At 60.5% G+C, this 15394-nt stretch carries 14 protein-coding genes; 3 read left to right on the top strand and 11 right to left on the bottom strand.

Annotated features, from left to right (window positions below; genetic code table 11):
- Window positions 1–43 precede the first annotated feature (43 nt).
- From rpoD to rpsU, 3 genes are all read right to left on the bottom strand, one after another.
- The gene (rpoD, locus tag AC07VG_RS30575) at window positions 44–1891 is read right to left on the bottom strand and encodes an RNA polymerase sigma factor RpoD (protein WP_495003385.1); all 1848 of its coding nucleotides are present in this window, start codon (window positions 1889–1891) and stop codon (window positions 44–46) included.
- Window positions 1892–1958: 67 nt separating this feature from the next.
- On the bottom strand, window positions 1959–3923 hold the full coding sequence (gene dnaG, locus AC07VG_RS30580) for a DNA primase (protein ID WP_495022391.1): 1965 nt from the start codon (window positions 3921–3923) through the stop codon (window positions 1959–1961).
- Window positions 3924–4164: 241 nt separating this feature from the next.
- Window positions 4165–4380 carry a 30S ribosomal protein S21 gene (rpsU, locus tag AC07VG_RS30585; RefSeq protein WP_002551877.1) on the bottom strand — a complete coding sequence of 72 codons (216 nt, stop codon included), beginning with the start codon at window positions 4378–4380 and terminating at the stop codon, window positions 4165–4167.
- Window positions 4381–4578: 198 nt separating this feature from the next.
- Between rpsU and tsaD the strand changes: the two genes are divergently transcribed.
- On the top strand, window positions 4579–5604 hold the full coding sequence (gene tsaD / locus AC07VG_RS30590) for a tRNA (adenosine(37)-N6)-threonylcarbamoyltransferase complex transferase subunit TsaD (RefSeq protein WP_495003387.1): 1026 nt from the start codon (window positions 4579–4581) through the stop codon (window positions 5602–5604).
- Between the two features lie 46 nt (window positions 5605–5650).
- Here the strand turns inward: tsaD and plsY are convergent, their stop codons facing one another.
- Window positions 5651–6220: a glycerol-3-phosphate 1-O-acyltransferase PlsY gene (gene plsY, locus AC07VG_RS30595; RefSeq protein ID WP_121135138.1), complete on the bottom strand. Its 570-nt coding sequence runs from the start codon at window positions 6218–6220 to the stop codon at window positions 5651–5653.
- A gap of 74 nt (window positions 6221–6294) precedes the next feature.
- Here plsY and folB point away from each other — a divergent pair, with 74 nt between their 5' ends.
- Complete coding sequence (gene folB / locus AC07VG_RS30600; protein WP_121135137.1) at window positions 6295–6648, top strand: dihydroneopterin aldolase; 354 nt, start codon at window positions 6295–6297, stop codon at window positions 6646–6648.
- Window positions 6639–7157 (top strand): 2-amino-4-hydroxy-6-hydroxymethyldihydropteridine diphosphokinase, encoded by a 519-nt coding sequence (gene folK, locus AC07VG_RS30605; protein WP_495022392.1) that lies wholly within the window; start codon window positions 6639–6641, stop codon window positions 7155–7157. The genes folB and folK overlap by 10 nt, the downstream gene beginning before the upstream one ends.
- A gap of 117 nt (window positions 7158–7274) precedes the next feature.
- On the opposite strand, the gene AC07VG_RS30610 is transcribed toward folK, so the two are convergent.
- From AC07VG_RS30610 to apaG, 7 genes are all read right to left on the bottom strand, one after another.
- Window positions 7275–8504: a multifunctional CCA addition/repair protein gene (locus AC07VG_RS30610; protein WP_495022393.1), complete on the bottom strand. Its 1230-nt coding sequence runs from the start codon at window positions 8502–8504 to the stop codon at window positions 7275–7277.
- A 64-nt stretch (window positions 8505–8568) separates the two neighbouring features.
- Window positions 8569–10140: a SpoVR family protein gene (locus tag AC07VG_RS30615; RefSeq protein ID WP_495003390.1), complete on the bottom strand. Its 1572-nt coding sequence runs from the start codon at window positions 10138–10140 to the stop codon at window positions 8569–8571.
- Entirely contained in the window at window positions 10137–11408 is a 1272-nt protein-coding gene (locus tag AC07VG_RS30620) for a YeaH/YhbH family protein (protein WP_495003391.1), read from the bottom strand. The genes AC07VG_RS30615 and AC07VG_RS30620 overlap by 4 nt, the downstream gene beginning before the upstream one ends.
- A gap of 140 nt (window positions 11409–11548) precedes the next feature.
- Window positions 11549–13471, bottom strand: a complete 1923-nt coding sequence (locus tag AC07VG_RS30625; RefSeq protein WP_248803894.1) for a PrkA family serine protein kinase — start codon at window positions 13469–13471, stop codon at window positions 11549–11551.
- 302 nt (window positions 13472–13773) lie between these two features.
- Window positions 13774–14103, bottom strand: coding sequence for a thiosulfate sulfurtransferase GlpE (glpE, locus tag AC07VG_RS30630; protein ID WP_495022394.1), 330 nt, complete (start codon window positions 14101–14103; stop codon window positions 13774–13776).
- Between the two features lie 35 nt (window positions 14104–14138).
- On the bottom strand, window positions 14139–15014 hold the full coding sequence (locus AC07VG_RS30635) for a symmetrical bis(5'-nucleosyl)-tetraphosphatase (RefSeq protein WP_495003393.1): 876 nt from the start codon (window positions 15012–15014) through the stop codon (window positions 14139–14141).
- On the bottom strand, window positions 15014–15394 hold the full coding sequence (apaG, locus tag AC07VG_RS30640; RefSeq protein ID WP_495003394.1) for a Co2+/Mg2+ efflux facilitator ApaG/CorD: 381 nt from the start codon (window positions 15392–15394) through the stop codon (window positions 15014–15016). The genes AC07VG_RS30635 and apaG overlap by 1 nt, the downstream gene beginning before the upstream one ends.

Genomic DNA, 15394 nt, shown 5'->3' on the forward strand with positions numbered 1-15394 from the left:
ATCTGCACAAAGCAAAACCCCCGGCGAGCCGGGGGTTTTGGTGTTACTCGTCGAGGAAGGAGCGTAGATGCTCGCTTCGCGTCGGATGGCGCAGCTTGCGCAGCGCCTTGGCTTCGATCTGGCGAATCCGCTCACGGGTGACATCGAACTGCTTACCGACTTCCTCAAGGGTGTGGTCGGTGTTCATGTCGATGCCGAAGCGCATGCGCAGAACCTTGGCTTCACGGGCAGTGAGGCCAGAGAGAACTTCGCGAGTCGCTTCTTTAAGGCTCTCAACGGTGGCGACATCGATTGGCGACTGCATGGTCGAGTCTTCGATGAAGTCACCCAGATGGGAGTCTTCGTCATCACCGATCGGGGTTTCCATGGAGATCGGCTCTTTAGCGATCTTCAATACCTTGCGGATTTTGTCCTCAGGCATTTCCATGCGTTCGCCCAGCTCTTCCGGCGTCGGTTCACGACCCATTTCCTGCAACATCTGCCGGGAAATACGGTTGAGCTTGTTGATAGTCTCGATCATGTGCACCGGAATACGGATGGTGCGGGCCTGGTCGGCGATCGAGCGAGTGATCGCCTGACGGATCCACCAGGTGGCATAGGTCGAGAACTTGTAGCCACGACGGTATTCGAACTTGTCCACCGCCTTCATCAGGCCGATGTTGCCTTCCTGGATCAGGTCGAGGAATTGCAAGCCACGGTTGGTGTACTTCTTGGCGATGGAGATCACCAGACGCAAGTTCGCTTCAACCATCTCTTTCTTCGCGCGGCGGGCCTTGGCCTCGCCGATCGACATGCGACGGTTGATGTCCTTGATCTCGGCGATGGTCAGGCCGGTTTCGGTCTCGAGCGCGGTCAGCTTCTGCTGGCAACGAACGATATCGGCCTGTAAGCGACCAATGGCTTCGGCGTATTTGCTCTTGCCTTTGGCCAGGGCATCGGTCCAGCTTTCGTCGATTTCGTTGCCCGGGAACTGGCGCAGGAAGTCGGCACGCGGCATGCGCGCATCACGCACGCACAGCTGCATGATGGCACGCTCTTGCTGACGCAGGCGATCCAGGGCACCACGAACACGCTCGACCAGGCCTTCGAATTGCTTCGGCACCAGTTTGATCGGCATGAACAGCTCGGCCAGGACCAACAGTTCGGCAATTGTCGCCTTGTTGTTGCGACCGTGCTTTTTCAGGGCCTTGCGAGTGATTTCCATCTGCTCGGCCACGGCGCCGAAGCGCTGTGCGGCAACGACAGGATCGGGACCGCTTTCGGCTTCTTCTTCGTCGTCGCTGGCTTCAGCTTCTTCGTCGTCGGTGTCGTCGTCGGCTTTCACCGCCTTGGCATCGACAGGCGGCGGTACTTCGGCGGCTGGCGGCGCAATGCCGTCGTCCGGGTCGATGTAGCCGCTCAGGACGTCGGACAGCCGACCGCCTTCGCTGGTGACGCGATTGTATTCGCTGAGGATGTGATCAACCGTGCCGGGGAAGTGCGCGATTGCGCCCATCACTTCACGGATGCCCTCTTCGATACGTTTGGCGATTTCGATTTCGCCTTCACGTGTGAGCAGCTCTACCGTACCCATTTCGCGCATGTACATGCGCACCGGGTCAGTAGTGCGACCGATGTCGGTTTCCACGGCCGCCAACGCAGCCGCTGCTTCTTCGGCAGCGGCTTCGTCGGTATCGGCTTCGGCCAACAAAAGGGCATCCGCATCCGGAGCACTCTCGAATACGTTGATCCCCATGTCGTTGATCATGCGGATGATGTCTTCCACCTGTTCCGGATCTGAAATATCCTCCGGCAGGTGGTCGTTGACCTCCGCGTAAGTCAGGTAACCCTGCTCACGACCACGGCTGATCAACTCTTTGAGGCGAGACTGCTGTTGCGCTTTTCCGGACATAACACCCTATCCACTGAAGGTCTTGGCGGGCAAAAAACAAGCCGAGGATTATACCCGAGCTATGACCTCACGCGCCAGTTGAGGTCGGGTTTGATGCAGGAAGATTGCGTTTTAGTAGATCAAGCAGCTGAATTTTGTCTTCAGCGCTCAAATCGCCCTGTCGCGACTTCCTGATGAGTTGTTCCAGCTTTCGCTCGGTTTGACGGGCTGACAAGCTGGTTATGGTGTCGAAAAACTGTTGTTCAAGGTTCTCTCCTTCAATCAGCCACTCCTTTTCCGCCAAACGGGTGAGTAATCGACCCTGGTCGGTGCCGTGCCAACGCGCAATCAGTTGAAATGAGCTTAGCCCAGGATTCTTTTGCACGGCTTCGAGCAAGGCCACGAGCAGCTGTGCATGGGTGTTTTCTTCGTCCGCGAGGTGACCAGCGGTCTCGACCTTGCCGGCCAGTTGCGGGTGATGGACCAGGGTGCGCAAGGCGGTGAGCGTCGGTGGCTCGACGGCGGCCGGGATCCGTGGGCCGCGGGGCTCGTCGCGGTCGCCGCCGCGCTTGCCGTTCCTGTCCCAGGGCTTCTTGTCCCACTTCTTGCCGCCCGCACCGGGTTTTTTCGGCGTCCACTCCTGCTGGGGCGCGTAGGCCTCCTGCTGGGGCGCATGATAGTCCGAATAATCGGGCATGGCGTCGTAGTCGATGCCCGGATCGTAGGCCGGTGGCGCTTCGCTCGGTGCGCTGTGCACCAATTGGCTGACGGTTTCGTGGGTCAGGCCGGTGATCTGGGTCAGGCGCTGACGCATCAAGGTGCGCAGGTTGGCGCCCGGTACCTTGTCGATCAGTGGCGCGGCGAGGGTCGCCATGTGCGCCTTGCCCTCCAGCGAGCGCGGGTCGGCCTCTTCGGTCAGTTGCTGGAAGAAATAATCCGCCAGCGGCTGCGCGTGCTGGTTGATCCGGGCGCGGAAGGCATCGGTGCCTTCGGCGCGAATCAGGGTGTCCGGGTCTTCGCCTTCGGGCAGGAACAGGAAGCGCGCGCGGCGGCCGTCCTGCAGGCTGCCCAGGGTTGCTTCCAGTGCGCGCCAGGCGGCATTGCGCCCGGCCTGGTCGCCGTCGAAGCAGAACAATACGTTGGGTACTACGCGAAACAGGCGCTTGAGGTGTTCTTCGCTGGTGGCGGTGCCCAGGGTCGCGACGGCATTGCGCAGGCCTTGCTGGGCCAGGGCGATGACGTCCATATAGCCTTCGACGACGATGATTTCATCGAGGTTGCGGTTGTTCTTGCGCGCTTCGAACAGGCCGTAAAGTTCCTGGCCCTTGTGAAACACCGGGGTTTCCGGGGAGTTCAGGTATTTCGGCTTGTCGTCGCCCAGCACCCGGCCGCCGAAAGCGATGATCCGGCCACGGCTGTCGCGGATGGGGAACATCACGCGGTCGCGGAAACGGTCATAGCGCTTGCCGGTTTCGGCGTTCTCGATCAGCAGGCCGGCGTCGATCATGGCTTTCTGCTGCAGGGTGTCGCTGGCCAGGTGCTTGAACAGGTTGTCCCAGCCTGGCGGGGCGAAACCCAGGCCGAAATCCCGGGCGATCTCGCCGGTCAGGCCGCGGCCCTTGAGGTAGTCCACCGCCGCCTTGCGGGAGGGGTGACTTTTCAGCGCCTGGCGGTAAAAATCGGCGGCCGCGGTCAGGAGCGGGTAGAGCGGCGAATCGGTCGGCTGGCGCGGCTTGCGCGCGTGTCCGCTTTCTTCGCGGGGTATTTCCATGCCGGCGGCTTTGGCCAGGTCCTCGATCGCCTGGGGGAAATCCAGGTTGTCGTGGTCCATGAGGAAGCCGAGGGCGTTGCCGCCAGCGCCGCAGCCAAAGCAGTAGTAGAACTGCTTGTCCGGGCTGACGCTGAAGGACGGTGTCTTTTCCTTGTGGAACGGGCAGCAGGCGGTGTAGTTTTTGCCGGCTTTTTTCAGTTGCACGCGCGAACTCACCACGTCGACGATGTCGGTGCGGTTGAGTAGGTCGTCAATAAAACTTTGGGGGATTAGCCCGGCCATGGCGTTCTCATCATCGCAGAGTGCTCGATAGCTGGAACGGAAAGGGTGTGCTCGTCGTTAGCCTTGGAAGGCTCGTCAGAAAGACGCGCACCGCTGGCAAGTGCCAGGTCTGACGGGGTCAAGCAGGTTCGTCTGGGTCGCATCGGCGGCTTCGACGGTGAAGCATCAAGCGATATCCGCAAATGCCATTAGCCCGGCTGAGGGCCGGGCTTGGCAGAAGCTTGCAACGAACGTCTGTGTATTAGTACAGACGAACGGCGCGGCGCTGTTCGCGCTGAACTTTCTTGGCGTGGCGTTTGACAGCAGCTGCTGCCTTGCGCTTACGCTCCGAAGTCGGCTTCTCGTAAAATTCGCGGCTACGAACTTCAGCCAGAACACCGGCTTTTTCGCAGGAGCGCTTGAAACGACGCAGAGCTACGTCGAAGGGTTCGTTCTCTTTAACTTTGACGGCTGGCATCCAGAGCTACCTTCATTCATTACCGGGGTCAACGTCCTCAGGCAAAATCGCACTGGAGATCGTCGGTTTTTAAGGGTTGCGGATGTTAACCCCTCATGACGCGGAATGCAAAGCCTCTGATCGAAAACCGCTGGTAGGGGCCTGGAGTGACGACTATTATGCGCGCCTTCGAATCTAGCCTCTACAAGGCGCAAACCCATGCTAGTACTGGGATTAGAAACCTCCTGCGACGAAACCGGCGTCGCGCTGTACGACAGTGAGCGCGGGCTTCTCGCCGATGCGCTGTTCAGTCAGATCGACCTGCACCGCGCCTATGGTGGCGTGGTGCCGGAGCTGGCCTCCCGCGATCACGTCAAGCGCATGCTGCCGTTGATCCGCCAGGTCCTGGCCGAGGCCGACTGCGCGCCGACCGAGATCGATGCGATTGCCTACACCGCCGGTCCCGGCCTGGTCGGGGCCTTGCTGGTCGGGGCTTCGTGCGCCCAGGCCCTGGCTTTTGCCTGGGATATACCGGCCCTGGGCGTGCATCACATGGAAGGTCATTTACTGGCACCGATGCTGGAGGCACAGCCTCCGGAGTTTCCGTTCGTCGCGTTGTTGGTCTCCGGCGGGCACACCCAGCTGGTTCGCGTGGATGGCATCGGCCAATACGCGTTGCTGGGGGAAACCCTGGACGATGCGGCCGGCGAAGCCTTCGACAAGACGGCGAAGATGATGGGGCTCAATTACCCGGGGGGGCCGGAAATCGCCCGCCTGGCCGAGCAGGGCGTGGCGGGGCGTTTTGTTTTCCCGCGGCCGATGTGCGATCGCCCGGGGCTGGATTTCAGTTTCAGCGGTTTGAAAACCTTTGCCCTGAATACCTGGCAGCAGTGCAGCGGCGCTGGAGACGACGGCGAGCAAACCCGTTGCGACATCTCGCTGGCCTTCCAGCAGGCGGTGGTGGAGACTTTGACCATCAAGTGCAAGCGTGCGTTGAAGCAGGCGGGTATGAAGCGCCTGGTGATCGCCGGGGGCGTCAGTGCCAACAAGTCCCTGCGGGCTTCGCTGGAAAAAATGCTCGGCGAGATGAGGGGCGATGTGTTCTATGCCCGTCCTGAGTTCTGCACCGATAATGGCGCGATGATTGCGTTTGCCGGGTGCCAGCGTCTGCAGGCCGGGCAGAAGGAAAGCTTGGCGATCAGCGTGCAGGCACGTTGGCCGATGGAGCAGTTGTCGGCGATTTGAATGGGATCGGTGCAAGGTGGCATGTGAGCCACCTTCACGATCAGGGTCAGAAATGTCGTTCGCGCCCTGCGAAAAGGTCGCGTAGATTGCCGCGATGACGCCAGACGATCAGTCCGGTCACCACGCTCATCGGCAGCAAGGCGGCTGGCTCCTGCCAGGCCAGCAGCGGCAGGGTCAGCGGGGTGGCGATTAAGGCGGCCAGCGAGCTGGTGCGGGTGAGGTAGAAGGTCAGCAGCCAGGTCAGCAGGGCTAGCAGGGCCGCGGGGGGATACAGCCCCAGCAGCATGCCGGCGGCCGTGGCGACGCCTTTGCCGCCGCGAAAGCGGAAGTACAACGGGAACAGATGGCCGAGGACGGCGCAGAGTCCGACCCAGGCTTGCTGCTGGAGCGAGAGTCCGGCAACGCCGGCGATCAGCACCGGCAGCAGGCCTTTGCAGAGGTCGCCGAGCAAGGTCAGGATGGCCAGCTTCTTGCCGGCCAGGCGCAGCATGTTGGTCGCGCCGGCATTGCCCGAGCCACTCATTCGCGGGTCGGGATTTCCCGTGAGGCGGCTGAGCAAAATGGCGAAGGACAGAGAGCCGAGCAGGTAGGCGAGGATCGCCAGTAACCAAAACATGCTAACTATTCCGGGCGGGGACGCCCTGATTCTAACGGCGCATTGCGCCCTTGTCGTGCTGCGGAGAGAAGTGCTTGGACAGAGTGTTTATCGAGGGCCTGGAAGTCGACACCGTTATCGGTGCCTATGACTGGGAGCGCGGCATCCGTCAGTGCCTGCGCCTTGATCTCAGTTTTGCCTGGGACAACCGCCCGGCGGCGGCCGGTGACGATCTGAGCCTGGCCCTCGATTATGCGAGCGTTTCCTCGCGTATCCAGCTGTTTGCCGAGCAGTCGCAGTTCCAGCTGGTGGAAACCTTCGCCGAGCGCCTGGCTCAGGTACTGATGAGCGAGTTCCAGATTCCCTGGTTGCACCTCAAACTGACCAAGCCGGGGGCCGTTGCGGCGGCCAAGGGCGTGGGCGTGGAGATCGAGCGCGGATGTCGCTAACTCAGGTTTATCTCGGGCTCGGCAGCAATATCGAGCGCGAAACTCACTTGCGTGCCGGGTTGGACGCATTGGCTACTTTTCTGGTGGATATCCGCTGTTCGGCGGTGTTCGAAAGCCAGCCGGTGGGTATTAAGAGCGGGCCGTTCTTCAACCTGGTGGTGTCGGCGTTTACCGACCTGCCGTTGCTGGAGCTGGATCGCCGCTTGAAGTTCATCGAGGCCGACAATGGCCGCTATGCCCCGGAGCGCAAGGGGCTGCCGCTGGATATCGATGTGCTGTTGTATGGTGAATGGGTCGGAAATTTCGACGGGCTGATCCTGCCGCGGGCGGAAATTCTCAAGAATGCCTTTGTGTTGTGGCCGTTGGCGTTGATTGCGCCGGATCGGCTCCATCCCGAGGCGGGGAAAACTTTCTCGACGTTGTGGGAAGAGGCGCGGATCGATCAGGTGCTGGCCCCCGTGGCGTTTGAGTGGCGTGGGGGGCAACTGACGCCCCCGGATCTGTTGTAGGGCATACGGTCAGCGCGGTCATTGTGGGAGCCAGCTTGCTGGCGATGAGGCCCGCAAGCCCTGCAGCGATTGTTCGGCCGTCATCGCCGGCAAGCCGGCTCCCACAGGATTCGTGTTTCAGCCAATACCTTTCTCCTTGTAGGCCTTGAGGGCTTTCAGGCGCTCGCGCTTGAGGGCTTCACCCAACTCCGGTCCCTTGAAGCCTTTCTCCAGCAACGGTTGAACCGCGACCGCCTTGGCGACCGCCGCCGCCCCCCGTAAATAATCCGCCTGTGGATAAGTCCGCTCCTCCAATCCCAGGCGTCCCCGCGCATCCATCTCGCAGGCGGCGATAAATTCCTCGAAACGCTGCGGTCGTCGATAGACATCAAAACTCTGCAGCAACTCCAGCAAGGTCGAGGCCTTGAGCTCCAGGGCGCGATGACCATGGGTGTGGTATTCGCCCACCAGCAACGCCAGTTCCTGGCAGTCGCGCGGCACTTTGTAGCGTTCGTTCACCGCCTTGATCAGCTTCAGTCCCTTGAACTCGTGGGCAATGTGCTTCGGCCATTCACTTTCAGGTGTCAGCCCCTTGCCGAGGTCGTGCAGCAGGCAGGCCCAGCGCACGGTCAAGGGCTGCTGGTGGCGCGCCGCTTGCTCCAGGACGTTCAAGGTATGCACGCCGCTGTCTATTTCAGGGTGATGGGCTTCAGGTTGCGGTACTCCGAATAGCGCGTCGACCTCCGGAAACAGCACGGCGAGCGCGCCGCAGTCGCGCAGTACCTGGATGAACACCTGGGGCTGGTCTTCCATCAGTGCGCGGGAGATTTCCTTCCAGCCGCGCTCCGGCGTCAGCGCTTGCAGTTCGCCCGATTCGGCCAGTTGGCGCATCAGCGCCAGGGTTTCGGGGACCACCTTGAAACCCATGGCGGCATACCGCGCGGCAAAGCGGGCAACGCGCAGGACCCGGAGTGGATCTTCGGCAAACGCGGGGGATACGTGGCGCAAAAGACGGGCATCGAGATCGGCTTGGCCGTGGTAGGGGTCGGTCAGGTTGCCGTGCTCGTCTTCAGCCATGGCGTTGATGGTCAGGTCCCGGCGGATCAGGTCTTCTTCCAGGGTGACCTCGGGGCTGGCGTGGAAAATGAACCCGCCATAACCGCGTCCGCTCTTGCGTTCGGTCCGGGCCAGGGCGTATTCCTCGCCACTCGAGGGGTGAAGAAAAACCGGAAAGTCCGCGCCGACCGGACGAAAACCCTTGGCGAGCATGTCTTCGGCGCTGGCGCCCACCACCACCCAGTCGATATCGGTAACCGGCTGACCCAGCAGGCGATCGCGAACCGCGCCGCCGACTTTATAAATCTGCATGAAAAACCTCCGTTGGCACGACAGGATAACCTGTGGATCGCGTCAGCGGAGGTCAGGGTGCTGTTCAGAGATGAATCACGGCCAGGTCCAGTCGACCGTATTCCCCTTCGCTGTGCTCGCCCTTGGGTGGGACGTGATGGGTTTTCATGACCTGGTCGCCTTGCAGTGTCTCCAAATGAATATCGAAGCCCCAGAGGCGGTGCAGGTGCTTGAGCACTTCCTCGGTGGAGTCGCCCAGGGGTTTGCGGTCGTGTTGCTGGTGACGCAGGGTCAGCGAACGGTCGCCGCGGCGGTCGATGCTCCAGATCTGTACGTTGGGTTCGCGGTTACCCAGGTTGTACTGGGCGGCCAGGGTTTCACGGATGGTCTGGTAGCCGCCTTCGTCATGAATGGCCGGCACCAGCAGGTCGTCGCGCTGGTCGTCATCGAGGATGCTGAACAGTTTGAGGTCGCGAATCACTTTCGGTGACAGGTACTGCAGGATGAAACTCTCGTCTTTGAAGCTGCTCATGGCGAACTTGATGCTCGAGAGCCAGTCGCTGCCGGCCAGTTCCGGGAACCAGCGGCGGTCTTCTTCCGTGGGGGATTCGCAGATCCGGCGGATATCGCGGTACATGGCAAACCCCAGGGCGTAGGGGTTGATGCCGCTGTAGTAGGGGCTGTCGAAACCGGGTTGGAACACCACGCTGGTGTGGGAGGTCAGGAACTCCATCATGAAGCCGTCGGTGACCAGCCCTTCGTCGTAGAGATCGTTCATCAGGGTGTAGTGCCAGAACGTTGCCCAGCCTTCGTTCATCACCTGGGTCTGGCGTTGCGGGTAGAAGTACTGGGCGATCTTGCGCACGATCCGGACGATTTCCCGCTGCCAAGGCTCCAGCAACGGCGCGTGCTTTTCGATGAAGTAAAGGATGTTCTCCTGAGGTTCGGAGGGGAAGCGCGCGTTGTCCTTGTCGCTGAACTTGTCCGCGCCCTTGGGAATGGTGCGCCACAGGTCGTTGATCTGCTTTTGCAGGTGTTCTTCGCGGTCCTTCTGCCGCCGGCGTTCCTCTTCGGCGGAAATCGGGTAGGGCCGTTTGTAGCGGTCGACACCGTAGTTCATCAGGGCGTGGCAGGAGTCGAGCAGGTCTTCGACCGCATCGATGCCGTGGCGCTCCTCGCATTGCATGATGTACTGCTTGGCGAAGACCAGGTAGTCGATGATCGAGCTGGCATCGGTCCAGGTGCGGAACAGGTAATTGCCCTTGAAGAAGCTGTTATGGCCATAGCAGGCATGAGCCACCACCAGCGCCTGCATGCAGATGGTGTTTTCTTCCATCAGGTAGGCGATGCATGGGTCGGAGTTGATCACGATCTCGTAGGCCAGGCCCATCTGGCCGCGGCTATAGGATTTTTCCGTGCTGAGGAAGTGCTTGCCATAGGACCAGTGGTGATAACCCAGCGGCATGCCGACGGAGGCGTAGGCGTCCATCATCTGCTCGGCGGTGATGACCTCGATCTGGTTGGGGTAGGTATCCAGGGCATAACGGTTGGCGATACGGCTGATTTCGCGGTCGTAGGCTTGGATCAGTTCAAAGGTCCACTCCGATCCGGTGGAGATGGGCTGGCGCTTCTGTTGTTTCTGCTCTCTGGCGGTCATGTCACTAACCTGCGCTGGAAGAGTTCACGGAAGACCGGGTAGATATCACCGGCCGACACCAGCTGCTGCTGGGCAAACGTATCGCTGAACGCTTCGCTGATGCGCTCGTATTCGTACCACAGGGCCTGGTGTTCGCGGGGGGTGATCTCTACGTAAGTGTAGTACTGCACGAACGGCATGATCTGGTTGATCAGGATATCGCGGCAGATCGGTGAGTCATCGTTCCAGTTGTCGCCGTCGGAAGCCTGGGCGGCGTAGATGTTCCACTCGTTGGTCGGGTAGCGTTCGGCCATGATTTCCTGCATCAGCTTCAACGCACTGGAAACAATGGTGCCGCCGGTTTCCCGCGAGTAGAAGAACTCTTCTTCGTCGACTTCCCGGGCGCTGGTGTGATGGCGGATGAATACCACTTCGATCTTGTCGTAGTTCCGTTTGAGGAACAGGTACAGCAGGATGAAGAAGCGTTTGGCGATGTCCTTGGTCGCCTGAGTCATGGAGCCGGACACGTCCATCAGGCAGAACATCACCGCCTTGGAGCTGGGGTTGGGCTGCTTGATCAGCAGGTTGTACTTGAGGTCGAAGGTGTCGAGGAAGGGAATGCGATGGATGCGCGCACTGAGTTTCTCGATTTCCGCCTCGATTTCCTGGATATCGCCGAAGTTGTCCGGCTCTTCGCGTTTCAGGCGCTCCAGTTCGTCCTTGGCTTCCTTGAGTTTGGCCCGGCTGCTGCCGGACAGGGCGATCCGCCGAGCGTGGGCCGAACGCAAGGTGCGGATGATGTTGATACGTGAGGGGTTGCCCTCGTTGCTGATCCCGGCGCGGACGGTCTTGAAGGTGTCGGTGCCGGTGAGGTTGCGTTTGACCAGGTTCGGCAGCTCCAGGTCCTCGAACATGAACTCGAGAAACTCTTCCTGGGTGATCTGGAAGACAAACTCGTCCATCCCTTCGCCCGAGTTGCCGGCCTTGCCCGGGCCGCGACCGCCGCCGCCGCCGGGAGGCCGAGGGATGTGCTCGCCGCTGGTGAACTCCTTGTTGCCGGGATGAACCACGGTTTGCTTGCCGCCACGACCGTGGTGCAGCACGGGCTCATCAATGTCGCGGCCGGGGATGCTGATTTGCTCGCCGTGTTCCATGTCGGTGATGGAGCGCCGGCTCACGGCTTCCTCGACAGCCTTTTTGATATGGTCACGGTAGCGCCGCAGGAAGCGCTGACGGTTCACCGTACTCTTGTTCTTGCCATTGAGACGTCGGTCGATCACATAGCTCATGAGGAGCCCTCCGGACAGCTTCAAGTTACAAGCTTCAAGCACCAAGCTGGAAGCTTAAAGACAAGCGGTCAGCTCCTGCACCGCAAGCACGTCGGTAAACGCGCCTGCGGCTTGTCGCGTGCCGCTTGCAGCTGCCGTTACTACTGCGATTTTCTGACGCGCAGATACCACTCGGAGAGCAGTCGTACCTGTTTGTCGGTGTAGCCACGTTCGACCATGCGGGTGACGAAGTCGTTGTGCTTCTGTTGATCCTCTTTGCTGGCTTTGGCGTTGAAGCTGATGACCGGCAGCAGATCCTCGGTGTTGGAGAACATTTTCTTCTCGATCACCACCCGCAGCTTCTCGTAGCTGAGCCAGGTCGGATTCTTGCCGTTGTTGTTGGCTCGGGCGCGCAGGACGAAGTTGACGATTTCGTTGCGGAAATCCTTCGGATTGCTGATGCCCGCCGGTTTTTCGATTTTCTCCAGCTCTTCGTTCAGGGCTACGCGGTTGAGGATCTCGCCGGTTTCCGGGTCGCGGTATTCCTGGTCCTGAATCCAGAAATCCGCATACAGCACGTAGCGGTCGAAGATGTTCTGGCCGTACTCGCTGTAGGACTCCAGGTACGCGGTCTGGATTTCCTTGCCGATGAACTCGATATAGCGCGGTGCCAGGTACTCCTTGAGGAAGCGCAGGTAGCGTTCGCGGGTTTCGGCCTGGAACTGTTCCTGTTCGATCTGCTGCTCCAGTACGTAGAGCAGGTGCACCGGGTTGGCGGCAATCTCGTGAGGATCGAAGTTGAAGACTTTCGAGAGGATTTTGAAGGCAAAGCGGGTCGAGAGGCCATTCATGCCTTCGTCGACACCGGCGCTGTCGCGGTATTCCTGGATCGATTTGGCCTTCGGATCGGTGTCCTTGAGATTTTCGCCGTCATAGACCCGCATTTTCGAGTAGATGTTCGAGTTCTCCGGCTCCTTGAGGCGCGAGAGCACGGTGAACTGGGCAAGCATCTTCAGGGTGTCGGGCGCGCAGTGGGCCTTGGCCAGGGAGCTGTTGAACAAGAGTTTGTCGTAGATCTTCACTTCGTCGCTGACCCGCAGGCAATACGGGACCTTGACGATGTAGATCCGATCGATGAAGGCTTCGTTGTTCTTGTTGTTGCGGAAGGTGTGCCACTCCGATTCGTTGGAGTGGGCCAGCAGGATGCCGGTGAACGGAATCGCGCCCAGGCCTTCGGTACTGTTGTAGTTGCCTTCCTGGGTGGCGGTCAGCAGCGGGTGCAGCACCTTGATCGGTGCCTTGAACATTTCCACGAATTCCATCAGGCCCTGGTTGGCCCGGCACAGGGCGCCCGAGTAGCTGTAGGCGTCGGCGTCGTTCTGTGGAAACTCTTCGAGCTTGCGGATATCGACCTTGCCCACGAGGGCAGAGATGTCCTGGTTGTTTTCGTCGCCAGGTTCGGTCTTGGCCACGGCGATCTGGTTGAGGATCGAGGGGTAGAGCTTGACCACCCGGAACTGGCTGATGTCACCGCCGAACTCGGCCAGGCGCTTGGTGGCCCAGGGCGACATGATGGTGTTCAGATAGCGTCGGGGAATCCCGAAGTCTTCCTCCAGAATCGCGCCATCTTCGGTGGCGTTGAACAGCCCAAGGGGTGATTCGAAGACCGGCGAGCCCTTGATGGCATAGAAGGGGACTTTCTCGATCAGCTGTTTCAGCTTTTCGGCCAGGGACGATTTACCGCCACCCACCGGGCCGAGCAGATAGAGGATTTGTTTCTTCTCTTCCAGGCCTTGGGCGGCGTGGCGGAAATACGAAACGATCTGGTCGATGCATTCTTCCATCCCGTGGAAGTCTTCAAAGGCCGGATAGCGCCGGATCACCTTGTTCGAGAAGATGCGCGACAACCGTGAGTTGGTGGACGTATCCAGCAGTTCGGGTTCGCCGATTGCCAGTAGCAGCCGTTCCGCTGCTGACGCGTAAGCGCTGCGATCCTTTTTGCACAGTTCGAGGTACTCCTGCAGCGTGAGTTCTTCTTGCCGTGTGGATTCGAAGCGTTGTTGGAAATGGCTGAAAATGCTCATGACGTCACCTCGCTCGATACGTGGAGCCGGTGCCGGATCAATCAGTCCAGTGCTGGCATGCAACCGCAAAAAGCCGTTGCCGTTTACCCCCCAGAACACCTTCAAAGCGACGCTCACTTTGAAAATTACTACCGATGACCCGTACGCCGGTGTACCGGCTCTCCCCTGATTTGGATGGCCTGCGCTTAAGGATAGTTCGGAATCGGCGGGGTCAAGTCAAGATGAGCAATTAGTTACACCTGACCGTTCGTCAGGAAAGGCTCTAGCCCGCGAATCCTGCGGGCTTCAGCAAAGGAAAAAAATTATTCGGAAATATCTTGAGCAATTTCTGACGGATAGGTCGTGCGCCACAGCTCAAAGCCGCCGTCCAGGCTGTAGACGTCGCTGAAGCCTTGGCTGACCAGGTAGGCGGCCGCGCTCTGGCTCGAATTGCCGTGGTAGCAGCACACCACCAACGGTGCGTCGAGGTCGGCGGCGCGAATGAAATCGGCGATGTTGAGGTTGTCCAGATGCCGGGCGCGGCTGATGTGATTCAGGGCGAAAGCCTGTGGGTCGCGGACGTCGACGACCACGGCGCCGTGCTCGCGCAGGGCCTGGGCTTGTTCGGGGGGGATACGTTTGAACTCGGTCATGATGGGCTCCATCTGGGGCAGGTAGGTCGTACAGTCTAGCGATATAGCCAGGCCCGGAAGCGCTCGGCCAGGGTCGGTGGCGGAGCGACGCCACCCAGGGCATCGCATTGGCAACCCAGGCGTTCGCCGGTGTCGACGTTCATCAGGGTCATGGCACCGCCCCAGACACAACCGGTATCGAGGGCGAAGATGCCGGGTTCGTCGCATTGGCCTTCAAGGGCGGCCCAGTGGCCGAAGATGATCTTCAGGTCCTGGGTCTTGCGCCCCTTGTAGCTGAACCAGGGGGCGTAGCCGCGGGGGGCGGTGTCGGCGCCTTCCTTGCCCTTGAGGTCGAGCTTACCGTCGGCGGTGCAGAAACGCATCCGGGTGAAATAGTTGGTGATCACCCGCAAGCGGGTCACGCCCTGCAGATCGCTATCCCATTTGTTCGGTTCGTTGCCGTACATGCCGTCGAGGAAGGGCGTCAGCAGGTTGTCGTCGCGCAAGGCGGTTTCCACTTCCGCGGCATATTTGAGCGCTTTCTTCAGCGTCCACTGGGGTGGAATGCCGGCGTGGACCAGGGCCACATTGCGCTCTGCGTCGTGGTGCAGCAGCTTCTGGCGGCGCAACCAGTCCAGCAGTTCGGCGCGATCCGGGGCGTCGAGAATCTCGCGTAGCGTATCGCTTTTTTTCAGCCGCTCGACATTGTGGCCGACGGCAAGCAGGTGCAGGTCATGGTTGCCCAGCACACAGACCAGCGACTCGCGCATGCGGTAGAGAAAACGCAGGGTCTCCAGGGATTGCGGGCCCCGGTTGACCAGGTCGCCCACCAGCCACAGTTTATCCTGGGCCGGGTCGAACCTGACGCGTTCGAGCAGGCATTTGAGCGGTTCCAGGCAGCCTTGCAGGTCGCCGACGGCATACACCGCCATCAGTGCAGGGCCCCGGGCACGGCCAGGCGGAAGGGCGCGATCACGGCGTCGAAGTGCTTGCCGTCCTCGGCCACCATCTGGTAACTGCCCTGCATGTTGCCGACTTTCGTCGTCATCACCGTGCCGCTGCTGTAGGTGTGGCTCTGGCCGGCTTCGATCAGCGGTTGCTGGCCGACGACGCCGGCGCCGCGGACTTCTTCCACATGACCGTCGCCATCGGTGATCACCCAGTGCCGCGACATCAACCTGGCAGGCAGTTCGCCGTTGTTCTGCACCGTGATGGTGTAGGCGAAGGCAAAGCGGTTCTGCTCGGGTTGCGATTGTTCTGCAAGGAAGCGGGTGACGACGCTGACGTCGACCTGATAACGAGGATCGGACAT

Source organism: Pseudomonas sp. GW821-FHT03C07, assembly GCF_059420925.1.